Source organism: Mycobacterium saskatchewanense, from assembly GCF_010729105.1.
Classification (GTDB): Bacteria; Actinomycetota; Actinomycetes; order Mycobacteriales; family Mycobacteriaceae; genus Mycobacterium; species Mycobacterium saskatchewanense.
The window spans coordinates 3,066,068-3,088,069 of the sequence record NZ_AP022573.1 but is presented as its reverse complement, the minus strand read 5'-3'; the positions used below and the strand labels follow the sequence as shown (position 1 = coordinate 3,088,069).

The 22,002-nt window shown below is 68.2% G+C and carries 22 protein-coding genes and 1 pseudogene; 9 read left to right on the top strand and 14 right to left on the bottom strand.

Annotated elements, in window-relative coordinates:
* Positions 1-7 precede the first annotated feature (7 nt).
* A complete protein-coding gene (gene hsaB, locus G6N56_RS14455) occupies positions 8-571 on the top strand; it encodes a 3-hydroxy-9,10-secoandrosta-1,3,5(10)-triene-9,17-dione monooxygenase reductase subunit (RefSeq protein WP_085255326.1) in 564 nt (187 codons plus the stop codon).
* 136 nt (positions 572-707) lie between these two features.
* Here the strand turns inward: hsaB and G6N56_RS14450 are convergent, their stop codons facing one another.
* Positions 708-1,145 (bottom strand): hypothetical protein, encoded by a 438-nt coding sequence (locus G6N56_RS14450; protein ID WP_085255327.1) that lies wholly within the window; start codon positions 1,143-1,145, stop codon positions 708-710.
* A 349-nt stretch (positions 1,146-1,494) separates the two neighbouring features.
* On the bottom strand, positions 1,495-2,106 hold the full coding sequence (locus tag G6N56_RS14445; protein ID WP_085255328.1) for a mycothiol-dependent nitroreductase Rv2466c family protein: 612 nt from the start codon (positions 2,104-2,106) through the stop codon (positions 1,495-1,497).
* A 96-nt stretch (positions 2,107-2,202) separates the two neighbouring features.
* Between G6N56_RS14445 and G6N56_RS14440 the strand changes: the two genes are divergently transcribed.
* Together G6N56_RS14440 and G6N56_RS14435 are read left to right on the top strand one after the other, a co-directional pair.
* Positions 2,203-3,033, top strand: a complete 831-nt coding sequence (locus tag G6N56_RS14440) for an arylamine N-acetyltransferase family protein (protein WP_085255329.1) — start codon at positions 2,203-2,205, stop codon at positions 3,031-3,033.
* Positions 3,034-3,176: 143 nt separating this feature from the next.
* Positions 3,177-5,017: pseudogene (locus G6N56_RS14435) on the top strand (fatty acyl-AMP ligase).
* Here the strand turns inward: G6N56_RS14435 and G6N56_RS14430 are convergent.
* Genes G6N56_RS14430 through fadD3 form a run of 5 tightly spaced genes read right to left on the bottom strand, consistent with a single transcriptional unit; the run spans position 5,007 to position 10,762 of the window.
* Positions 5,007-6,176 carry a pyridoxal phosphate-dependent aminotransferase gene (locus tag G6N56_RS14430; RefSeq protein ID WP_085255331.1) on the bottom strand — a complete coding sequence of 390 codons (1,170 nt, stop codon included), beginning with the start codon at positions 6,174-6,176 and terminating at the stop codon, positions 5,007-5,009. The pseudogene G6N56_RS14435 and the gene G6N56_RS14430 sit on opposite strands and share 11 nt — an antisense overlap.
* Positions 6,173-7,132: an acyl-CoA dehydrogenase IpdE2 gene (ipdE2, locus tag G6N56_RS14425; RefSeq protein ID WP_085255332.1), complete on the bottom strand. Its 960-nt coding sequence runs from the start codon at positions 7,130-7,132 to the stop codon at positions 6,173-6,175. The genes G6N56_RS14430 and ipdE2 overlap by 4 nt, the downstream gene beginning before the upstream one ends.
* On the bottom strand, positions 7,129-8,079 hold the full coding sequence (locus tag G6N56_RS14420; protein WP_142280550.1) for an acyl-CoA dehydrogenase family protein: 951 nt from the start codon (positions 8,077-8,079) through the stop codon (positions 7,129-7,131). Before G6N56_RS14420 ends, ipdE2 begins: the two co-directional genes overlap by 4 nt.
* Positions 8,076-9,209 carry an acyl-CoA dehydrogenase family protein gene (locus G6N56_RS14415; RefSeq protein WP_085255333.1) on the bottom strand — a complete coding sequence of 378 codons (1,134 nt, stop codon included), beginning with the start codon at positions 9,207-9,209 and terminating at the stop codon, positions 8,076-8,078. Before G6N56_RS14415 ends, G6N56_RS14420 begins: the two co-directional genes overlap by 4 nt.
* A complete protein-coding gene (fadD3, locus tag G6N56_RS14410) occupies positions 9,209-10,762 on the bottom strand; it encodes a 3-((3aS,4S,7aS)-7a-methyl-1,5-dioxo-octahydro-1H-inden-4-yl)propanoate--CoA ligase FadD3 (protein ID WP_085255334.1) in 1,554 nt (517 codons plus the stop codon). Before fadD3 ends, G6N56_RS14415 begins: the two co-directional genes overlap by 1 nt.
* A 71-nt stretch (positions 10,763-10,833) precedes the next feature.
* Between fadD3 and ipdE1 the strand changes: the two genes are divergently transcribed.
* The gene (gene ipdE1 / locus G6N56_RS14405) at positions 10,834-11,982 is read left to right on the top strand and encodes an acyl-CoA dehydrogenase IpdE1 (protein ID WP_085255335.1); all 1,149 of its coding nucleotides are present in this window, start codon (positions 10,834-10,836) and stop codon (positions 11,980-11,982) included.
* 120 nt (positions 11,983-12,102) lie between these two features.
* Positions 12,103-12,891, top strand: coding sequence for a (5R,7aS)-5-hydroxy-7a-methyl-1-oxo-2,3,5,6,7,7a-hexahydro-1H-indene-carboxyl-CoA reductase (gene ipdF, locus G6N56_RS14400; protein ID WP_085255336.1), 789 nt, complete (start codon positions 12,103-12,105; stop codon positions 12,889-12,891).
* Between the two features lie 22 nt (positions 12,892-12,913).
* Here ipdF and G6N56_RS14395 read toward each other — a convergent pair whose 3' ends face one another.
* On the bottom strand, positions 12,914-13,078 hold the full coding sequence (locus G6N56_RS14395; RefSeq protein WP_158090714.1) for a hypothetical protein: 165 nt from the start codon (positions 13,076-13,078) through the stop codon (positions 12,914-12,916).
* 174 nt (positions 13,079-13,252) lie between these two features.
* Between G6N56_RS14395 and kstR2 the strand changes: the two genes are divergently transcribed.
* Entirely contained in the window at positions 13,253-13,855 is a 603-nt protein-coding gene (gene kstR2, locus G6N56_RS14390) for a TetR family transcriptional regulator KstR2 (RefSeq protein ID WP_142280551.1), read from the top strand.
* Positions 13,856-13,866: 11 nt separating this feature from the next.
* Complete coding sequence (gene fadA6 / locus G6N56_RS14385) at positions 13,867-15,027, top strand: steroid 3-ketoacyl-CoA thiolase FadA6 (RefSeq protein ID WP_085255411.1); 1,161 nt, start codon at positions 13,867-13,869, stop codon at positions 15,025-15,027.
* A gap of 9 nt (positions 15,028-15,036) precedes the next feature.
* On the opposite strand, the gene G6N56_RS14380 is transcribed toward fadA6, so the two are convergent.
* From G6N56_RS14380 to echA20, 5 genes are all read right to left on the bottom strand, one after another.
* Positions 15,037-15,318 carry a hypothetical protein gene (locus G6N56_RS14380; RefSeq protein WP_085255337.1) on the bottom strand — a complete coding sequence of 94 codons (282 nt, stop codon included), beginning with the start codon at positions 15,316-15,318 and terminating at the stop codon, positions 15,037-15,039.
* Positions 15,319-15,475: 157 nt separating this feature from the next.
* Positions 15,476-16,543, bottom strand: a complete 1,068-nt coding sequence (gene ipdC / locus G6N56_RS14375) for a (3aS,4S,5R,7aS)-5-hydroxy-7a-methyl-1-oxo-octahydro-1H-indene-4-carboxyl-CoA dehydrogenase (protein ID WP_085255338.1) — start codon at positions 16,541-16,543, stop codon at positions 15,476-15,478.
* Entirely contained in the window at positions 16,543-17,286 is a 744-nt protein-coding gene (gene ipdB, locus G6N56_RS14370) for a cholesterol ring-cleaving hydrolase subunit IpdB (protein WP_085255339.1), read from the bottom strand. Before ipdB ends, ipdC begins: the two co-directional genes overlap by 1 nt.
* Positions 17,283-18,167 carry a cholesterol ring-cleaving hydrolase subunit IpdA gene (ipdA, locus tag G6N56_RS14365; protein ID WP_085255340.1) on the bottom strand — a complete coding sequence of 295 codons (885 nt, stop codon included), beginning with the start codon at positions 18,165-18,167 and terminating at the stop codon, positions 17,283-17,285. Before ipdA ends, ipdB begins: the two co-directional genes overlap by 4 nt.
* Positions 18,164-18,922 (bottom strand): (7aS)-7a-methyl-1,5-dioxo-2,3,5,6,7,7a-hexahydro-1H-indene-carboxyl-CoA hydrolase, encoded by a 759-nt coding sequence (echA20, locus tag G6N56_RS14360; protein WP_085255341.1) that lies wholly within the window; start codon positions 18,920-18,922, stop codon positions 18,164-18,166. Before echA20 ends, ipdA begins: the two co-directional genes overlap by 4 nt.
* A gap of 100 nt (positions 18,923-19,022) precedes the next feature.
* Between echA20 and G6N56_RS14355 the strand changes: the two genes are divergently transcribed.
* Together G6N56_RS14355 and G6N56_RS14350 are read left to right on the top strand one after the other, a co-directional pair.
* Positions 19,023-19,781: an SDR family oxidoreductase gene (locus G6N56_RS14355; RefSeq protein ID WP_085255413.1), complete on the top strand. Its 759-nt coding sequence runs from the start codon at positions 19,023-19,025 to the stop codon at positions 19,779-19,781.
* Between the two features lie 14 nt (positions 19,782-19,795).
* Complete coding sequence (locus G6N56_RS14350) at positions 19,796-20,701, top strand: SDR family oxidoreductase (protein WP_085255342.1); 906 nt, start codon at positions 19,796-19,798, stop codon at positions 20,699-20,701.
* 98 nt (positions 20,702-20,799) lie between these two features.
* Here G6N56_RS14350 and G6N56_RS14345 read toward each other — a convergent pair whose 3' ends face one another.
* Entirely contained in the window at positions 20,800-21,990 is a 1,191-nt protein-coding gene (locus tag G6N56_RS14345; protein ID WP_085255343.1) for a cytochrome P450, read from the bottom strand.
* Positions 21,991-22,002 lie beyond the last annotated feature (12 nt).

The window sequence follows — 22,002 nt, the reverse complement described above, 5'->3', positions numbered from 1 at the left end:
GCCCGTTATGTCCGCGCAAATCGATCCGCGCGCCTTCCGACAGGTGCTGGGCCAGTTCTGCACCGGGATCACCATCATCACGACCGTGCACGACGAGACCCCGATCGGGTTCGCGTGCCAGTCGTTCGCCGCGCTGTCACTGGACCCTCCGCTGGTGTTGTTCTGCCCAACGAGGGTGTCGCGGTCCTGGCAGGCCATCGAGGCGAGTGGCCGGTTCTGCGTCAACGTGCTGACCGAGAAGCAGAAGCCCGTCTCGGCGCGGTTCGGGTCCAAAGAACCCGACAAGTTCGCCGGCATCGATTGGCATCCCTCCGAACTGGGTTCGCCCATCATCGACGGGTCGTTGGCCCACATCGACTGCACGGTGGCGTCCGTGCATGACGGTGGCGACCATTTCGTGGTGTTCGGCGCGGTGCAGTCCCTCTCGGAGGCACCCAAGATCAAGCCGCGACCGTTGCTGTTCTACCGCGGCGAGTACACGGGGATCGAACCGGACAAGACGACCCCCGCCCAGTGGCGCGACGATCTGGAAGCGTTTCTCACCACCACCACCCAGGACACCTGGCTGTAGTCACCGGCCCGGGCACGGCCCGATGTTTGGCGGCGGCGCGATTTGGAAACTCGTACACCCACAGCGTGCGACGGCGGTCATGGCGCTCCCGATGGCCCGTTGAGGGGGCGGGCCATCGGGGCGACCCGAAACGCGATCAACTCTTGGCCGGCCGGTGGCTGCCGGTGTGATCGGTTTCGTGCTCCCCCGCTCCCCGCGGGGCGGAGCCGTCACCTGACTCCGCGGTGACCGTGGGGTCGATGCTGTCCGCGCGTTTCCACTGTTCGTCGACCCGCTCGCGTGACGTCGCCGCTGCGCCCTGATGCATCTGCGCCCGTTCCTGCAGACGAGCCGCTTCAGCGGCCTTTGCCTCGGCCTCGGCCTGCGCGGCCCGGGCCTTGGCGGCGGTCTCGTCGGCGACCGCCTGGCGGCGTTCTACCCGGGCCGTTTCCTGCTTGGCCTGCTCGCGGATCTCTTCGGCCTGGCGCAGGCGGCGCCGGTGCGTCGCCCTGCGTGCCCCGACGATCACCGCCGCGAGCACGAGGATCACCACGACGGCGGCGATCACGATCCAGACGATGTTGTTCGTACTCATGATGGGCGCTCCGTTTCAGGCGTCGGTTGCTACAGCACGCCCTGAGCGGATTTCCATATTCGACAGATATCAAACAAGCCCAAAGACGGTGGCTGCGCCGCCACGAACCGTCGCGCCCGCGCTTGCCTCCGACCGCAACATATGACCCATTGCCGCTAAATGCGGCGACGGCAATTCGATGGCGCTCCAATTCACGAGCGGAGCGATTTCCACCAGCCTCGGTTCGGTTGATTCGGATGACCGGGGCACCAGTTCGATTCGGGCACCGTTGCGCGGACTTGCTCGACGTGTGCGCCGCAGCCGGCCCACGTCGTCTTCCCGCACGTGCGGCATTTGACGGGATGACACATCAGCGTGGTCTTTCCTCGAGCACCGGCGGACCCTGGGTCGGCCTTTGCAGCGTGGCAAATTCGGGGATTTTTGCGGCGACGACAATCGCGTCCAGCAGGCGGACGCCGTCCTCGTGACTCGGAATCCGCGTGAGCACCGGGCCGTGGAATCCGCGGCCGTCGACCACGATGACGGGACTGCCGGCCGAGCCCCCGAGCGAGTCCTGGCTGGCCTGGTGGCTGCGCTTGACCTCGTCGTCGAGGCTTGCGTCCCCGAGCGCTTCGCACAGCGATTCCTCGAGCCCGCATGCGTTCAGCAGCGCCCTCAGCTCATCCCCGTCGAGTTCGTCGTCGCGCAGATGGAGCTGCGTTCCCAGCGCCTCGTACAGCCGCCCGAACGCGTCCTGGCCATGCTTACCGACTGCCGCCGCAAAGAGGCGCCCCAACCGCCGCGATCGTTCCATCATTTGTTGTCTTTGGCCGTCGAAGCCTTGGCCCTCGTTGAGCACTGCCAGGCTCATCTGCCGCAGGTTGACCGGGCGTCGAGAGACGTCGGCCGCGTCCAGCAGCCAGCGCGAGGTCACCCAGGAAAATGGGCACACCGGATCCAGGTAGAGGTCGACGGCCGTCATTGGTTTCTCCCTTCCCGCGCGGTACGACTATACCCCCACGGGTATATGGCTGTCGAAGCAGCGCTCGGGGTTGGCCGTTGCCAGCAGAATGGGTCCATGACGCTCGATCTGAACGGGTACTTCGAACGCATCGGCTACCGCGGCGCCACCGAGCCGAACCTCGGCGTCCTCCAAGGGCTGATCACCGCCCACACCAGGTCTATCCCATTCGAGAACCTCGATCCGTTGATGGGGGTGCCGGTCGAGGACCTGAGTGCCGAGGCGCTCACCGACAAACTGGTGTACCGGCGCCGGGGTGGCTACTGCTACGAGCAGAACGGGCTGATGGGCTACGCGCTCGCCGCGCTCGGATTCCGGGTGCGGCGGCTCGCCGGTCGGGTGGCCTGGCTGCTGCCGCCCGGCGCGCCACTGGGCGCGCAGACGCACACGGTGCTGGTGGTCACCTTCCCCGGCTCGCCGGGGCCATACCTGGTCGATGTCGGCTTCGGCGGTCAGACGCCCACGTCGCCGCTCCGGTTGGAAACCGGCACCATCCAGCAGACCGCGCAGGAGCCGTACCGGCTCGAGGACCGGGGGGAGGGGCTACTCCTGCAGGCGCAAATCCGCGGTGAGTGGACCCCGCTCTACGTTTTCAGCACCCAGACGGCGCTGGACGTCGACCTGCAGGTGGGGAGCTGGTTCGTCTCCACTCACCCCGAGTCGATCTTCGTCACCGGATTGATGGTCGCCCTGGTGGGTGACGACGGGCGACTGAATCTCTCCGGGCGTGACCTGACCATCCACCGCGCCGACGCGAGCGAGGAGATCCGCCTCGACGGAGCGGCGGCCGTCGTCGACACCCTCGCCGGGCGGTTCGGGATCGACGTGAGCGGGGTCGGTGCACGCGGCGCCGTCGAGGCGCAGATTGCACAGACCATGCGCGAGTGATGGCGGAGTGCATTCGACCGAGGTGTGATGTGGCACGACGCCCCGTGAAATAGTGACGACCGCCATACCCGCGCAAATGCGCCGTTTTGTAAGTATGTCTATTAGCCTCTCCCAACGTGGGTCGGGATCACGAATTAACCAATATCGGCGCTTCCGCGAGCGGCGCAAATACTGACGCCGCCGTTGCCGGCAAGATCGTGGTGCCCGAGGGCGTGACGTTGACCTCGAATTTCGACCAGAACCGGGCTCAGCTCGGCGACAGCCCGGCTTACCGTTTCATCGACTACTCGCACGAACAGGACGGGCGGGTCGCCGAGCTCAGTTGGAACGAGCTCTGGTCACGCGTCTGCGCGATCGGGGCCCGTTTGCAGCAGGTCACCAAGCCCGGCGATCGGGTGGCGATCCTGGCGCCGCAGGGCCTCGACTATGTCGCGGGCTTCTTCGCTGCCGTCCACGCGGGCAACGTCGCGATCCCGCTCTTTGCGCCGACCCTGGCGGGGCACGGCGAGCGGCTGGCGGCGGTGCTCGCCGACGGCCGGCCCGCCGCGATCCTGACCACGACCGCCGCCGCCGAATCGGTCCGGGCGTTCATTCGGACTCTGCCCCCGGACGAGCGGCCGCGGATGATCGCCGTGGACGCGGTGCCCGCGACGCTCGCCGCGAGCTTCACCGACGTCGCCCGCGACACCGATGATCTCGCCTATCTGCAGTACACGTCGGGCTCGACCCGCACGCCGGCCGGACCCGCACGCCGGCCGGGGTGGAGATCACCCATCGCGCCGTCTACACCAATGCGATGCAGATGATCCTGCACGGCGGGCTGAATACCGATGTCCAATGCGTGAGCTGGCTGCCGCTGTATCACGACATGGGACTGATGATGATCGTGTTCACGGCGTACTTCGGGGCACACGTCACCCTGATGGATCCCATGGCGTTCCTTCGCCGGCCCTACCGCTGGATCAAGCAACTGGGCATTGCGGCGACCCGCGGCCGCACAATGGCGGCGGCGCCGAACTTTGCCTTCGAGCTGACGGCCCAGCGGGGACTGCCGCCTGGTGGCGAGGATCTCGACCTCAGCAACGTGGTGTGCCTGCTCAACGGGTCGGAGCCCGTGAGCATGTCGGCCATCGAGCAGTTCACCCACGCCTTCGCCCCGTACGGGCTGCCCGCGAACGTGGTCAAGCCGTCCTACGGGATGGCGGAAGCGACACTGTCGGTCGCCAGCATCGCCTCGGACGCCGCGGCCAGCGCGACCTTCTTCGACCGGCAGCAACTCGGCGCCGGCCGCGCGGTGGTCGTCGACCCGACCGCGCCCGACGCGGTCTCCCTGGTCTCGTGCGGCCAGCCGATCCTCGAGCAGTGGGCGGTGATCGCCGACCCGGACGGTGCGGAGGTTCCGGACGGAATCGTGGGCGAAATCTGGCTGCACGGCAACAACATCGGCCGCGGGTACTTCGGCCGCGAAGACGAAACACGACGGGTGTTCTACAACAAGCTGCAGTCTCGGCTGCAGGTCGGTAGCCATGCCGACGGCGCCCCGGACAACGGCTGCTGGCTGGCCACCGGCGATCTCGGTGTCTACCTCGACGGCGAGCTGTACCTGACGGGGCGCATCAAGGACCTCATCATCATCGACGGCCGCAACCACTACCCACACGACATCGAAACCACGGTGAGCGAATCCTCGCCGGCAATCCGCACCGGTTATGTCGCAGCGTTTTCCGTTCCGGCCGATAGTGTTTCGGCGGGCAGCGGTTCCGGTGAGCAGGTGGTCGTCGTCGCCGAGCGCGCCGCCGGAGCGGGCCGCGCCGAATCGGGGTCGATCGCCGAGACCGTGCGGGCGGCGATCTCGCGGCATCACCAGATCCGGGTCGCCGATGTGCGGCTGGTCGCGGCCGGAGCCATCCCCCGCACCACGAGCGGCAAGCTCGCCCGCCGCGCGTGCCGGGCCGAATACCTGGCCGGGCGGTTCAACCGCTGACGGACAGCCATGGCCCCATTCGCCGCAGCGCCTCTTCGATGTCGCTCGTGGGGCCGGCGAACGACAACCGGACGAACGAGTTGCCGCGCGCTGTGTCGAAGTCGATGCCCGGCGCGATGGCGACTCCGGTGTCGGCCAGCAACTGCGAGCAGAAGCCGAGCGAGTCGGTGGTGAAATCGGAGACGTCGGCGTAGACGTAGAACGCGCCGTCGGTCGGCGCCAGCCGGTCGACGCCGATGGCGCGCAGCCCGTCGAGCAGCAGCGAGCGGTTCGCCGCGTAGTGCTGCAGGTTGCCGTCCGCCTCGGCGGTCGACGCCGGGGTGAACGCCGCGACCGCGGCGATCTGGGACAGCACCGGCGGGCAGATGGTGAAGTTACCGGTCAGGCAGTCGACCGCGCGACGCAGCGCGGGCGGCACCAGCAGCCAGCCCAGCCGCCAGCCCGTCATCGCGTAGTACTTGGAAAAGCTGTTGACCACCACCGCGTCCCGCGAGGTCTGCCAGGCGCAGCTGGTCTGCGGCGCTCCCGGGTAGACCAGGCCGTGATAGACCTCGTCGCTGATCAGCCGAACCCCGGACTCCTCGCACCAGGAGGCGATCGCGGCCAGCTCGGCCGGCGCGATGACCGTGCCGGTGGGGTTGGCCGGGCTCGCGACGATCACGCCCCGCACCGGGGGGTCGAGTTCGGCCAGCATCCGCGCGGTGGGCTGGAACCGGGTCTGCGGCCCACAGGGGATCTCGACCACCTCGCATCCCAGCGCCGACAGGATGTTTCGGTAGCACGGGTAGCCGGGGCTGGCCAGCGCCACCCGGTCGCCCACGTCGAAGCACGCGAGGAAGGCGAGCAGGAACCCGCCGGAGGAACCCGTGGTCACGACGACCGCGTCGGCGTCCACGTCGATGCCGTGCTTGCGCCGGTAGTCCGCGGCGATCGCGGCGCGCAGCTCGGGGATGCCCAGCGCCACCGTGTAGCCCAGCTCGTTGAGGTGCAGGGCGGCGGCCGCGGCCGCGCGCACCGGTTCGGGCGCGCCGACGCTGGGCTGGCCCGCCGACAGATTCACCAGGTCGCCGTGGCTGCGCTGGCGCTCGGCGGCGGCCAGCCAGACATCCATCACATGGAAAGGCGGGATACCGGCGCGCAGTGCGACATGGTCGTTCACTTCGACCTTCTTGGCTTGAGTACCTCGGATTCGAGCCGGCCAAGCAAGTCGCGCGGCGAGTCGAGCAGATGGGCGCTGCCGTGCGCGCGCTTGAAGTACAGGTGCATGTCGTGTTCCCAGGTGATCGCGATGCCGCCGTGCAGCTGGATACCCTCGGCGGACACGACGTTCAGTGCCTCGGTCGCCGCCAGGCGCGCGGTGGCGGCCTTCGTGGCGGTGGGCTCGCCGCAGGCGTCGGCGACGACGGCCTTGGCGGCGGCGATGCAGACGTAGAGGTCCGCCATCCGGTGCTTGAGCGCCTGAAAACTGCCGATGGGGCGGCCGAACTGGACGCGGCTCTTCGAGTATTCGACCGTCAGCTCCAGGCAGCGCTCCGCCGCGCCGATCTGCTCGGCCGCCAGCAGGATCGCCGCGGTGTCGGCGAGGCCGGGGTCCGCGCCCAGCTTCTCGGTCTGCTCGGGCCGTACCCGGGCCAGCCGGCGGGTGGGGTCCATACTGTCCAGGGATTCGGCGCTGAACCGGGTCCACCTGCTGAGCTCGCCGTCGGCGACGGCGACGGCGACGTCGGCAATGTCGCCGTTGACCACGTAGTCGGGATCCAGCACCAGCGCGCCGATCAGGCGGCCCTCGGCCAGGCCCGCCAGCGTTTCGCCGTCCGGCTCGGGTGTCGCCAGCAGCGCGAGCTCCGCCAGCGTGGTGCCCAGCAGCGGGGAGGGCACCAGGTTGCGGCCGAGCTCCTGGAGAACCGTTGCCGCGTCGGCCAATTCGCCGCCGGCGCCACCCAGCTCCTCCGGAACCACCAAAGCGGCCGCACCGACCTGTTCGCACAGCAGCTGCCACAGCGACTCGTCATAGCCGCGGTCGGACTGGGTCGCGGCGCGCACGGCCGACGGGCTCGCATGCTTGGCGACCAGGGCCGCGACCGTGTCCCGCAGCATCTCCCGCTCGTCCGTCATAGCGCCTCCAGCACTCTGCGCCGGTGGGCTTCCGGCGTACCCCAGGCCGACCGTAACGCTTGCACCCGCAAGAGCCACAGGGATAGGTCGTGTTCCTGGGTGAAACCGATCGCGCCGTGGGTCTGCAGCGCCGCGCGCGCCGCCAGCAGGGCCGCGTCGGACGCGGCCGCCTTGGCGGCGCTGACGTCACGCGGGTGGAGCGTCACTGCCGCGCCGTAGACGAGCGGGCGGGCCAGCTCCACCGCGATGTGCACGTCGGCGAGCTTGTGTTTCACCGCCTGATAGGAACCGATCACCCGGCCGAACTGGGACCGCTGCTTGGCGTAGTCGACGGCAGCATCCAGCATCGCCCCGGCGGCGCCGACCAGTTGCGCGGCGGTGCCCAGCGCGCCGAACTCGTGGGCGCGCGCGATGTCCACCTGCCAGGGGGCGCCGGCAGCGGTGACGTCGTAGAGGCGGCGGCTGGGGTCGACGGATTCGTGCCGTTCGCCCGGCTGGGCCTCGGTTACGCCGGCGTCGGTGACCAGAAGCACCAGGCCCGCCACATCGGCGTCGACGGCGCGGGGCGTGTGCGGCGGGTGCGCGACGGTGGCGATGAGTTCCCCGGCGGCCAGGCCCGCGCAGCGTTCGCCATGGTCGTCGGTGGCGAGCAAGACCGGCGCCACGGCAATGGATTCGGTCACCGGCCCCGGCACGCACCAACGGCCCAGGCGCTCGAGCGCGACCACCAGGTCAACCGGTTCGGCCCCGATGCCGTCGAACTCTTCGGGCACGAGCAGCGCGGTGACGCCGAGATTGGCCAGCTGCTCCCACACCTTGCGGCCCGGTGCCGCGTCGCCCGCGGACCATGCGCGCACCGCGGCGGGCAGGTCGGCCGCCCCAAGCGCGGCGTCGATGCTGGCCGCGAAGTCGCGCTGCTGTTCGTCCAGTTGGAATTCCACGGTCACTTCTTCTCTCGGGGCAGGCCCAACAGCCGTTCGGAGATGATGTTGCGCTGGATCTCGTTGGTGCCGGCGTAGATCGGGCCGCCCAGCGCGAAGAGCAGGCCGTCGGTCCAGGTGCCGGCCAGCTCGCCGTCGGCTGCGAGGACGTCGAGGGCGGTCTGATGCAGCTCGACGTCGAGGTCGGACCAGAAGACCTTGGTCACCGACGATTCCGCGCCCAGCTCACCGCCGGCGGCCAGCCGGCTGACGGTGCCGAAGGTCTGCAGCCGGTAGGCATGGGCCTTGATCCACGCGTCCGCGACCCGGTCAGCGAATGCCGCGGGGGAGCCGCGGTCCTTCCACAGCCGCACCAGCCGCTCGGCTGCCGCCAGGAAGCGGCCCGGGCTGCGCAGGGACATCCCACGCTCGTTGCTCGACGTGCTCATCGCCGCGCGCCAGCCGTCGTGCGGGCTGCCGATCACGTCGGCGTCGGGAACGAAGACGTCGTCGAGGAAGATCTCACCGAAGCCGGTGTCGCCGCCGAGTTGAGCGATCGGGCGCACGGTGACGCCGTCGGCCTTCAGGTCGAACATGAGGTAGGTCAGGCCGTGATGCCGCTCGGCGGTGGGGTCGGAGCGGAACAACCCGAAACCCATGTCGGCGAACGGCGCCCGCGAGCTCCAGATCTTCTGTCCGTTGAGTAGCCAGCCGCCGTCGGTCTTGGTCGCGGTGGACCGCAGCGACGCCAGGTCGCTGCCGGACTCGGGCTCCGACCAGGCCTGCGCCCAGATCTGTTCACCGCTGGCCATTTTGGGCAGGATCCGGTCCAGCTGCTCGGCTGTGCCGTGCGTGAACAGTGTGGGGGCGAGCATGGAGGTGCCGTTGGCGCTGGCCCGTCCGGGTGCGCCGGCGCGGAAGTACTCCTCCTCATACACCACCCAGTGCAACAGCGGCGCGTCGCGACCCCCGTACTTTTCCGGCCAGGTGATCACCGACAGGCCGGCGTCGTACAGCACCCGGTCCCAATGCCGGTGCTGGGCAAAGCCTTCGGCGTTGTCGTAGGACTTCGTCGGGATCTCACCGGCGTTGGCCGACAGGAACTCCCGGACCTCGGTCTGGAAGGCGAGCGTGTCGTCGTCTAATTGCAGGTCCATCAGGCCAGCTCCCGCAGTTGTGGTTTGACCACCTTGCCGCCCGGGTTACGCGGCAACGTGTCGACGAACCGCACCGATCGTGGTGCCTTGAAGTTCGCCAAATGTTCACGTGTGTAAGCGATCACCGATTGCTCGTCGAGGTCGACACCGGGCCGGACCACCACGAACGCACGACCGACTTCGCCCAGCCGTTCGTCGGGCACGCCGATCACGGCGGCGTCGGCCACCCCCGGCATGCGGGCCAAGACCTGCTCCACCTCGGCGGGGTAGACGTTGAAGCCACCGCAGATGTACATGTCCTTGAGGCGGTCGGTGATGCGCAGGTTGCCGGCCGCGTCGACGGCGCCGATGTCGCCGGTGTGCAGCCAACCGTCGGAATCGATTGCGGCCGCGGTCGCTTCGGGGTCATCGAGGTAACCCAGCATCACGTTCGGCCCGCGCAGCAGGACCTCGCCGGTCTCGGAGCCGGGCGCGGCGTCGATGCGCAACTCGAAATCGGCGAACGGGCGCCCGCACGTCGTCGCGACGGTGACCGCGTCGTCGTCCGCGCGGCACATGGTTCCCATGCCGTTGGCCTCCGTCAGCCCGTAAGCGGTCAGCACGATGTCGATGTCGAGCTCGGACTGCATGCGTTCCACCAACACCACCGGTACGGTGGCCGCTCCGGTCACCGCGAACCGCAGCGAACTCAGGTCGTAGTCCTGCCGGGCCGGATGGTCCAGCAGCACCTGATAGATCGTGGGTGGGCCGGGCAGCACCGTGATGCGGTGTTGCTCGATCGCCTGCAGCGTGCGCAGCGGGTCGAAGGTCAGATGTGGGATCAGCGTGGCGCCGGTCTGCAGGCAGGCCAGAATGCCGGCCTTGTAACCGAAGTTGTGGAAGAAGGGGTTGATGCACAGGTACCGGTCGGCGCTGGTGATCTTGCCGTTGGCGGCCCAGGACGCCGACGCCGACAGCGATTGCCGGTGTGCGCACAGCACGCCCTTGCTGCGGCCGGTGGTGCCTGAGGTGAACAGGATGTCGCTCACGTCGTCGGGGGTGACGGCGGCGGCGCGGGCGTTGACCGCCTCGGTGGCTGAGGATTCGGCGCCCCGGGCGATGAAGTCGTCCCAGGACCCGACACCGGTCTCCGCGGCTTCGATCGGGATCCGCACGATGTGCCGCAGGGCGGGCAGGTCGTCGCGCCGCAGTTCGGCGACCCGGTCGGCGCCGAGGAACTCACCCATCCCGAACAGCACGGGCGCCTCGGTGCGGGCCAGGATGTCGGCCGCCTCTTCCGCGGTGTAGCGGGTGTTCAGGGGAACCATGGCGGCCCCGGCGTGGTGGATCGCCAGGCAGGCCACCACCCAGTGCCAGGTGTTGGGCGACCAGATCGCGACGCGATCCGCCGGCCGCACTCCGAGGGCGATCAGCGCGGCCGCGGCCCGGTGGACCTCGTCGCGCAGGGCGGCGGCCGTGAAGGCGCGCTCGTCGGTGATCAGCGCGGGGTGGTCGGGAAGTCGGTGCGCGAACCGATCCAGCGCCGCGGGCACGGTGCGGGGACCGTCCGTCATCGATGCTCCTCCAAGCGGCCGTCCGTCAGCGGCCTAACAAAGCAAGTGCTTGGTAGGTTAGCCTACAGGTCATGCAGGACGTCGAGGAGTTCCGGGCGGAGGTCCGACAGTGGCTCGCCGACAATCTGGTCGGCGAATTCGCGGCATTGAAAGGTCTCGGGGGTCCCGGGCGCGAGCACGAAGCCTTCGAGGAACGCCGGGCGTGGAACCAGCACCTGGCGGCGGCCGGGCTCACCTGTCTGGGTTGGCCCGTCGAACATGGCGGCCGCGGACTTTCGACCGCTCATCGGGTGGCGTTCTATGAGGAGTACGCGCTGGCGGACGCCCCTGACAAGGTCAATCACTTCGGCGAGGAGCTGCTGGGTCCGACGCTGATCGCGTACGGCACCGCCGAGCAGCAACAGCGTTTCCTGCCGCGAATCCTCGACGTCACCGAGCTGTGGTGCCAGGGCTATTCGGAACCCGGGGCGGGCAGCGATCTGGCGAACGTGTCGACCACAGCCGAACTCGACGGCGACCAGTGGGTGATCAACGGCCAGAAGGTGTGGACGTCGCTGGCCCACTGGGCTCAGTGGTGCTTCGTGGTCGCGCGCACGGAGAAGGGCTCCAAGCGGCACGCCGGGCTCTCCTATCTGCTGGTGCCGCTGGACCAGCCGGGAGTGGAGGTCCGCCCGATCATTCAGCTGACCGGTGACTCGGAATTCAACGAGGTGTTCTTCGACGACGCCCGCACCGACGCCTCGATGGTGGTCGGTCAGCCCGGTGACGGATGGCGAGTGGCGATGGGGACGCTGACCTTCGAGCGCGGTGTCTCCACACTGGGGCAGCAGATCCGCTATGCCCGTGAGCTTTCCAACCTGGCCGAGCTGGCGCAGCGCAACGGCGCCGCCGACGATCCGTTCATCCGGGAGCGGCTGACGCGGGCGTGGACCGGGTTGCGGGCCATGCGCAGCTACGCCCTGGCCACGATGGACGTCGAGCAACCCGGCCAGGACAACGTGTCGAAGTTGTTGTGGGCCAACTGGCACCGCGCCCTGGGCGAGCTGGCGATGGACGTCATCGGCAAGCCGGGGATGACGTTGTCGGATGGGGAATTCGACGAATGGCAGCGGCTGTTCCTGTTCGCCCGCGCCGACACCATCTACGGGGGGTCGAATGAGATCCAGCGCAACATCATCGCCGAGCGGGTGCTCGGCCTGCCCCGAGAAGGTCGTGGATGAGCGCTTGCGCGAAGACACAGGGGTCCGATGAGCGCTTGCGCGAAGACACAGGGGTCCGATGAGCGCTTGCGCGAAGACACAGGGTCCGATGAGCGCTTGCGCGAAGACACAGGAGGAAGCATGAGTTTGTCGGAAGCACCGAAAGAAATTGCCGGACACGGGCTTCTGGAAGGCAGGGTGGTGGTCGTGACCGCCGCGGCGGGCACGGGGATCGGCTCGGCGACCGCCCGGCGTGCGCTTGCCGAGGGCGCCGACGTGGTGGTCTCCGACCACCACGAGCGGCGGCTGGGGGAGACCGCCGAGGAATTGACCGCGCTGGGTCTGGGCCGGGTCGAGAAGGTGGTGTGCGACGTGACGTCCACCGCCCAGGTCGACGCCCTGATCGACTCGACCACCGCCCGGATGGGCCGTCTCGACGTCCTGGTCAACAACGCGGGACTGGGCGGGCAGACGCCGGTCGTCGACATGACCGACGAGGAATGGGATCGCGTCCTGGACGTCACGCTGTCGTCGGTGTTCCGCGCCACGCGCGCGGCCCTGCGCTACTTCCGCGAGGCCAAGCACGGCGGCGTCATCGTCAACAACGCCAGCGTGCTGGGCTGGCGCGCCCAGCACTCGCAGTCGCACTACGCGGCGGCGAAGGCCGGGGTGATGGCGTTGACCCGGTGCAGCGCAATCGAAGCCGTCGAGTACGGCGTCCGGATCAACGCGGTGTCGCCGAGCATCGCCCGGCACAAGTTCTTGGACAAGACCACGTCGGCCGACCTGCTCGACCGGCTGTCCGCGGGTGAGGCGTTCGGGCGGGCCGCCGAGCCCTGGGAAATCGCGTCCACGATTGCGTTCCTGGCGAGTGACTACTCGAGTTACCTCACCGGAGAGGTGATCTCGGTATCCAGCCAGCATCCATGAGAAGGCTGGCCGGCTCCTTTCGCTAGGCGAGGGCCGCGGCGAAACCTCCGCCCACCACCAGGGCGATGATCAGCGCGGCGGTGGTCTGTCCCATCGAGGCGGCCACAACGATTCCGACGACCGCGCTGATGAAGATGGTCACCACCAGGGCGGCCATCAGGATTCGGTGTGGACTCGCCGCTCCCACGGAGCGTTGTGTAGCCAACGGCCTCTGCGGGCGGTCTAAGCCAGCCATCGCGTCACCTTTCCCGCGGTGTGATGTGGAATACACACTAACGCGAATGTGCTGCGCATCACAACGGAGGTATGACAGGTAGCGCTGCAGCTGGCCGAGCAAGCGCTTGGTTGATACGCTGGCCAGGTGGACCGAGTGCCCGGTCAGGCGAACAGCCGGCGAGACGAGTTGCTGGAGCTCGCCGCGACCATGTTCGCCGACCGCGGTCTGCGCGCCACCACCGTCCGTGACATCGCCGACGGGGCGGGCATCCTGTCCGGCAGTTTGTACCACCATTTCTCCTCCAAGGAGGAGATGGTCGATGAGTTGCTGCGCGGGTTCCTGGACTGGCTGTTCACCCGTTACGCCGAAATCATGGGGACCGAGGCCAACCCGCTGGAGCGGCTCAAGGGGTTGTTCATGGCGTCGTTCGAAGCGATCGAGCACCGGCACGCGCAGGTCGTCATCTACCAGGACGAAGCGCAGCGACTCTCCACGCAGCCGCGGTTCTCCTACATCGAGGACATGAACCGTCAGCAACGCAAGATGTGGGTCGAGGTCATTCACCAGGGCATCGACGAGGGATATTTCCTGCCCGAACTCAATGTCGACCTGGTTTACCGTTTCATCCGTGACACCACCTGGGTGTCGGTGCGCTGGTATCAACCGGGCGGGCCGCTCACCGCGGAGCAAGTGGGTCAGCAGTATCTCGCCATCGTCCTGGGCGGGATCACCAGAGAAGGAGTCTGAACATGGCTGGGATATCCCAGGCGTACGTCATCGACGCCGTGCGTACCGCGGTGGGCAAGCGCAACGGCGCCCTCGCCGGAGTGCATCCGGTCGACCTCGGGGCCCTGGGTTGGCGCGGCCTGCTCGATCGGGTCGACGTCGACCCCGCGGCCGTCGACGACGTGATCGCCGGCTGCGTGGACGCCATCGGCGCGCAGGCCGGCAACATCGCGCGGCTGTCCTGGCTGGCCGCCGGCTATCCCGAAGAGGTGCCGGGCGTGACCGTGGACCGGCAATGCGGGTCGAGCCAGCAGGCAATTTCGTTTGGCGCGCAAGCGATCATGGCGGGGACGGCCGACCTCATCGTGGCCGGCGGCGTGCAGAACATGAGCCAGATCCCGATCTCGTCGGCGATGACCGTCGGCGAGCAGTTCGGGTTCACCTCGCCGACCAACGAGTCCAAGCAGTGGCAGCACCGGTACGGCGACCAGGAGATCTCCCAGTTTCGCGGCTCGGAGCTGATCGCCGAGAAGTGGAACCTGTCCCGCGAGGAAATGGAGCGCTTCGCCCTGGCGAGCCACGAGCGCGCGTTCGCGGCGATTCGCGGCGGCCACTTCGACAACGAAATCATCACGGTGGAAACCGAATCGGGACCGTTCCGCGTAGACGAGGGGCCTCGCGAGTCGTCGCTGGAGAAGATGGCCGGCCTCAAGACCCTGGTCGAGGGCGGCCGACTGACGGCGGCGATGGCCAGCCAGATCAGCGACGGCGCCAGCGCGGTGCTGCTGGCGTCCGAGCAGGCGGTCAAGGATCACAACCTGACCCCCCGGGCCCGCATCCACCACATCAGCGCCCGTGCCGCCGACCCGGTGTTCATGCTGACCGGGCCGATCCCGGCCACCCGCCACGCGCTGGAGAAGGCCGGGCTGTCGATCGACGACATCGACACGGTGGAGATCAACGAGGCGTTCGCGCCGGTGGTGATGGCCTGGCTCAAGGAAATCAAGGCCGACCCGGAGAAGGTCAACCCGAATGGTGGCGCCATCGCGCTCGGACACCCGCTCGGCGCCACCGGTGCCAAGCTGTTTGCCACCATGCTCAACGAGCTCGAACGCATCGGCGGCCGCTACGGGTTGCAGACGATGTGCGAGGGCGGGGGCACGGCCAACGTCACGATCATCGAACGGCTGTAGCGGCGCCGCCTAGCCCATCGTGAGGACAGCGGCTGCGGCGACGACGATGATGGCGAAGAGCGCGGCGAAGATCACCGAGATCGACGCGACCATGATGTCGTGCTCGCTGGCCCACCACCGTCGCCGTTCTTCGACGGTTACGGTCTTACTTCCCAACGCCAGTGCGGCCAAGGAGGCCTCATGGCTCAATGACGAATCGCGAAGCGGCAACCCGGTCAATCGCATGGTCTCGCCTTGCACATCCCCGGAGTGGGTTTCGTCCGCGAGCAGCGCGGGTGTCGCGGTGGTCATGTCACGCCGCCCCGAGCCGTCGCACCGAAATTGGGGGGCTGGGGCCGGCGTCGTCAGCGTTCTCATCGTTCCAACGATACGAAGCGACCGCAAAAGTACGACTACCGTTGAGGCGATGTTGACTAACGATCCGGGTACGGACCAATCACACGCGTGACTATTCCACCAACGCGGACGCAGCCTGCAGGTGTTTGATCGCGTCCCGCACGATCGACTCGATCAGCTCGGAGCACGACGGCAGGTCGTCGAGGATGCCGGCCACCTGGCCGGACGCGAGGACGCCGGCGTCGGTATTGCCCTCGACCAGCCCGGCCTTCAGGAGCATGGGAGTGTTCGCCGCCATCACGACCTGCGACCACGTGAGGTCCTTGCCGTGACGCATCGCCATGCCGTCGGTGATCATCGACCGCCACGTCATCTGCGACATCTGCTTGAACTTCGCGGCGTTGCGCACCGCGGCAACGAATCCCCTCGCCGGTGAACCGCTTTCCAGCTTCTCCACCAGCCCGGTGCGCAGCACGCGGTGCGGCATCCCGTCGACCCGGGTAGTGACCACCGTGCCGTCCAGTGCCGCCTCGAGATAGCGCCGTTTGACCGCGTCGGGCACCGTGGAGTCCGACGTGAGCAGGAACCTTGTGCCCATCGCCACACCGGCCGCACCGTAGCTCAGGGCCGCGGCGAGCCCGCGCCCGTCGAAGAATCCGCCCGCCGCGATCACCGGGATTCCGGTGCCCTGCACGGCGTCCAGCACCGACGGCAGCAGCAGCGTGGTGGCGACCGGCCCGGTGTGGCCACCGCCCTCGCCGCCCTGCACGATCATCGCGTCGGCGCCCCAGGCCGCGACCTTGCGGGCGTGCTTGGCCGCGCCGATCGACGGAATGACCACCGAGCCGGCCTCTTTCAGCCGGGCGATCAGCTCTTGCTTGGGCGCCAGCGCGAAGGAGGCCACCTTGACGCCCTCGCGGATCATCAGCTCGACGCGATCGCCGGCGTCGGCGGCGTCGGCGCGGATGTTCACGCCGAATGGTTTGTCGGTGGCCGCCTTGACCTTGGCGATGGCCGTCGCCAGCTCGTCGAGCGTCATGGTGGCCGAGGCCAGGATGCCGAGCCCGCCCGCGTTAGCCGTGGCGGACACCAGCCGGGCGCCGGCCACCCAGCCCATCCCGGTTTGCACCACCGGATGCTCGACGCCGACCAGCTCGGTCAGCGGCGTGCGCAGCTTCATCAGCGTATTTCCCTGTCACGCAGCGCCTTCGGGTCGATGACCTCGCGGATCAGGCGCAGTTCGTCATCGGTCGGCAGCCTGGTCTCGTCGGCCTCGTCGAGGCCGTGCACGTCGAACGAGGTGTTCTCGCGGACATCATCCGGGGAAACGCCGGGGTGCAGGCTGAGCACCCGCATGGTGTGGTCGGGGCCGCCGAAGTCGAAGACTCCGAGGTTGGACACCACCCGATACGGGTTGGCGAACCGGAACGCGGGGTTGTCGGGGTCGATCTTGTCCCAGCCGATGCCGCAGATCACGTCGACCTCCTCGCAGAACACCCGCTTGGAGTGATTGCCCACCCAGTAGCTGGTGGCGTGGTTGATCGCGTTGCCGGGTGCGCCCCGCAGGCCGAACATCTGTCGGGTCGGGTGCTGCAGTGGGCCGAACGCCGAGATGTTCTGATTGCCATAGCGATCCACCTGGTTGGCGCCCATCACCACGTGCCGGCGCCCCCAGGCCAGCGTTTCGAACACCCGGCCGAACGGCATCCAGCCCTCGATCGCGCCGGACGCACCCAGCGCCGGCGTGTCCGCCAGCAGCTGCGCTTCGCCGTCGGTCAGCACGATGTCCGGCGAGAAGGTCAGCCGCGCGAGCCGCGCGCCCACCGAGGCCATGTTGGTCATCGGGCTGATCATGATTTCGCCGGCTCCGGCGAACAAGTCGGCGCAGGCGACCGCGCACACTTCGGCCCGGGTGCTGCTCATTTGGCCGCCTCCTCTGCGAATGCGCGAACCGCCGCCTGGTAGTCGTCCTCGCTGCCCGACAGGTAGGTCTCTACGAACTTCTGCCAGCCCTGTTCGGTGGAAGCGGCCTCGGCGTAATGCCGCTGGAATTTCTCGTCGCGGCCGTAGTCCGGTGCGGCGGTGGTGAAGTGGGCTCCGCCCGGCGCCTCCACCACGGAGTCGACCATCATCCGGTTGACCAGCAGTGCCTGCGGCGGTACCGCTTTCACCAACTCCTCGGTCGGTACGACGCGCTCGACCGACAGGTAGCGCCGCTCGGCGGCCATGAGGAAGAGATCGTCGAAGTACGGGTCGATGCCCGTGTAGGCCGCGTTACCTTTGCTGTCGCCGAGATTGAGGTGCACGAAGGCGGCGTCCAGACGCAGGGCCGGCATGGCGATCAGGGTTTCGTGCCCGCCGCCCGGCGCCGGGTATGGGCTGGTGACCGTGCGCAGTTCCCCCTCCCAGAAGTCGGGGACCGAGCTGCCCAGCCCCGCGCGAATCGGCAGGAACGGCAGCCGTTGCGCCGCCGCTTGCAGCCCGCAGCGCAGCATGCCCTCGTCCATCTCCCGGGCCTCGATGGCCCCGCCGGTGCGAGCTTTGGCGAACCACGGGTCGTAGAAGGGTGGGGAGTCCAGCGACACGAATCCGTAGTAGACCCGCTTGACCTTGCCCGCCGAACAGAGCAATCCCAAGTCGGGTCCGCCGTAGGTGACCACGGTGAGGTCTTTGACGCCGGTGCGCAGCATGGCCCGCACGAACGCCATGGGCTTGCGGCGGGAGCCCCAGCCGCCGATCCCGATGGTCATGCCGCTGCGCAGCTGCGCGACGGCGTCGTCCAAAGTGGTTCTCTTGTCGGTCATTCCTTCTTGCCCTTCGCCGTGCCGGCGAACGCGTCGCGGTGCTCGTCGGCGACGCCCGCGAGGTTGAGCTCGAACGTAAAGCCCTGTTCCATGCGGTAACTCGAGTTCACGCGCTGCACGTCGATGAGGTTCAGGGCCTCCTTGGCCGCGCGGATCACGCGGGTGTCCTTGGCGGCGATGTCGCGCGCCACGCGCAATGCGGCCTCGGCCAGCTGATCGCGTGGCACCACCTCGTGCACCGAACCGAAATGGTGCAGGGTGGCGGCGTCCACGGTCGCGGCGGTGAAGAACAGCCGGCGCATCATGTGCTGCGGCACCAGCCGCGACAAGTGGGTGGCGGCGCCGAGCGCGCCGCGTTCCACCTCGGGAAGCCCGAAGGTGGCGTCGTCGCTGGCGACGATGACGTCGGAGTTGCCGACCAGGCCGATGCCACCGCCGACGCAGAATCCGTTGACCGCCGCGATCACCGGCACGGCACATTCGTAGACGGCGCGGAACGCGGCGAAGCAGCCGCGGTTGGCGTCGATCAGCGCGGTGAACCCCTCGGTGCGCTGCATCTCCTTGATGTCCACCCCGGCGTTGAAACCACGGCCCTCCGCGCGCAGGATCACCGCATGGGTCTCGAGGTCCTGTCCGGCGGCCGTGATGGCGTCGGCAAGTTCGAACCAGCCGCGCGACGGGATGGCGTTGACGGGCGGGTAGTCGACGGTGACCGCGACGATGCCCGGCTCGATGGTTGTGGATGTGATGGTCAAGGTGCCACTTCCTCGTGGGGGGTAACTACCTAAGCAAGCACTTGCTTGGTACGCTAGCACAGTGACGCGCGCCGAAGCAGGCCCCCCATTTGAAGACACCATCAAATTGGGGCTGACCGGGCGGGTGGTGCTGGTGACCGGCGGGGTTCGCGGGGTAGGCGCCGGTATCAGCGCGGTCTTCGCCGGACAGGGCGCGACCGTGATCACCTGTGCGCGCCGAGCCGTCGACGGCCTGCCGTACGAATTCCACCCCTGCGACGTGCGCGACGACGAGGCAGTGAGGGCGATGATCGGCGCCATCGCCGACAAGCACGGCCGGCTCGACGCCGTCGTCAACAACGCCGGGGGATCGCCATACGTGTTGACCGCCGGCTCCAGCCCGAAGTTCAGCCGCAAGATCATCGAGCTCAACCTCATTGGGGCGCTCTGGATTTCGCAGTTCGCGAATGATCAGATGCAAGAGCAGCCGAGCGGCGGGTCGATCGTCAACATCTGCAGCCTGAGCGGCCGGCGGCCCTCGCCGGGCACCGCCGCCTATGGTGCGGCCAAGGCGGGGCTGGAAAGCCTCACTCAGACCCTGGCCGTCGAGTGGGGGCCAAAGGTCCGGGTGAACGCCCTCGTGGTCGGCATGGTGGAAACCGAACAGTCCGAGCTGTTCTACGGCGACGCCGACTCGATCGCCGCGATCTCGGAGAACGTGCCGCTGGGCCGGCTGGCCAAGCCCGAGGACATCGGTTGGGCCGCGGCGTTTTTGGCATCCGATGCGGCGTCCTACATCAGCGGGGCGTCGCTGGAGGTGCACGGCGGCGGCGAGCCGCCGCACTATCTGGCCACAACGAACGCCAGCGCGATCAAGTAGAGGAGACAACAACTATGGGAGTCGTCGACGGCCGCGTCGTCATCGTGACCGGAGCCGGTGGGGGTATCGGCCGCGAGCATGCGTTGGCCTTCGCGGCCGAGGGCGCGCGTGTGGTGGTCAACGACATCGGGGTGGGCCTGGACGGCTCACCGGCCGGCGGCGGCAGCGCCGCGCAGAGTGTGGTCGACGAGATCACCTCCGCCGGTGGGGAAGCCGTGGCCAACGGTTCCAACGTGGCGGACTGGGACCAGGCGGCCGCCCTGGTTCACACGGCCGTCGACACCTTCGGCGGCCTGGATGTTCTGGTGAACAACGCCGGCATCGTGCGCGACAGAATGATCGCCAACACCAGCGAAGACGAGTTCGACGACGTCATCGCCGTCCACCTCAAGGGGCACTTCGCGACGATGCGGCACGCCGCGTCGTACTGGCGTGGGCTGTCGAAAGCGGGTCAAACGGTCGACGCGCGGATCATCAACACCAGTTCGGGTGCCGGGCTGCAGGGCAGCGTCGGGCAGGGCAACTACAGTGCCGCCAAGGCCGGCATCGCGGCACTGACCCTCGTCGCCGCCGCCGAGATGGGCCGCTACGGGGTCACCGTCAACGCCATCGCGCCGTCGGCCCGCACCCGTATGACCGAGACCGTCTTCGCCGAGATGATGGCAACGCAGGATCAGGATTTCGACGCCATGGCGCCGGAAAATATTTCGCCGCTGGTGGTTTGGCTGGGCAGCGCCGAATCCCGCGACGTCACCGGAAGGGTGTTCGAGCTGGAGGGCGGCAAGATCCGGGTGGCCGAAGGCTGGGCGCACGGGCCGCAGATCGACAAAGGCGCCAAGTGGGATCCCGCCGAACTGGGGCCCGTCGTCGCCGACCTGCTCGCCAAGGCCCGCCCGCCGGTGCCGGTCTACGGAACGTAGCGCGGCCCCCCGCGCCAGCGTGAACTGGTGGCGAGATTCTCGGCGATTTCCCGCCCTGGTTTCACGCTGGGCGACCGGCTCGCGCTTAATGACGGCACCTATGCCGCAATCAGCTTGAGTGGCAGGGCTTGGTGGCGACGGATGATGTTATTGATCGCCCAAGTCGGGGTGCCGGCGACCTCGATGCGGTCGACGCGATCGAGCAGCGCGCGCAGCATGGCTGACGTTTCCAGGCGCGCCAGACCTTGGCCGGCGCAGGCGTGTGCACCGTGCCCGAACCCGATCTGACGACCGGCGTCGCGGCGGATGTCGAAGACTTCGGGCTTCGCCCACTCGTGTTCGTCCCGGTTGGCCGACGCGTACATCACCAGAACGCGGGCCCCCGACGGCATTGTCACACCGCTGATTTCAGTCTGCCGACCCACCCAACGCGCGAATGCGCGCAGTGGGGGCTCGTAGCGGACGACCTCGTTGATGGCGTTCGCCATCAGGGCCGGCTCTTGCTTCAGGAGCTGCCATTGCTCGGGGTGGATGGCGAACAAGTACAGAGCGTTGGAGATGGCGCTCATTGTGGTATCAATCGACGGAGCGAGGTAGTCGACCATCAGCGGCGGGCACTCGCTGTGTGACAGTTTGCCCTCGTCGGCCGCCCGCAGCAGCTCGTGCGCCATGCTGCCGTCGAGAACCGCGCGCTGGCGAACGACGCGCCGCGCGAAGTGCAGCATCCTCAACGCTTGCGGCGTCGATCTGATCGCCTGCCAGTTGAGCGGACCGAGTACGTCGAAAGTCGTCCCGCCCCAATCGATCAGGTGGGCGCGACGATTCCGGGGCCAACCGATGAGGTCGGGCACCACGGCCAGTGGCAGGGCGGCGGCGAGGTCGGTCACGCCGTCGACCTCGCCCTTGCTGAGCGCCGCATCGACGACCGCGACGGCGGTCGCGTCCAGCCCGTCGCTGATCGCGCGCAACGCGCGCGGCAACAGCCGGTGCGCGACCAGCTTGCGTCGCCGATCATGCTCGCCGCCATCGCTGTTGAGCGTCGTGCCCCGGGACAGGCGGTTGGTGATCGGATTCAGCGATACGCCCCTGCCCGACAAGAAGGTCTCGTCATCCCGCAACACTGCCTTGCACTCGGCGTAGCGGGGCAGCGCGTACGCCTTCTGCTTTGCCAACCAGACCACCGGCCCCAGAGTCCGCAGTCGCTGGTAATGCGGGTAGGGATCGAGGATCGCGTCCGTGGAGTAGAGGTCGGGCGTGTATACGGGGACACCGGCCGGTCTGCGGCGCATCGGTTCTCCTCA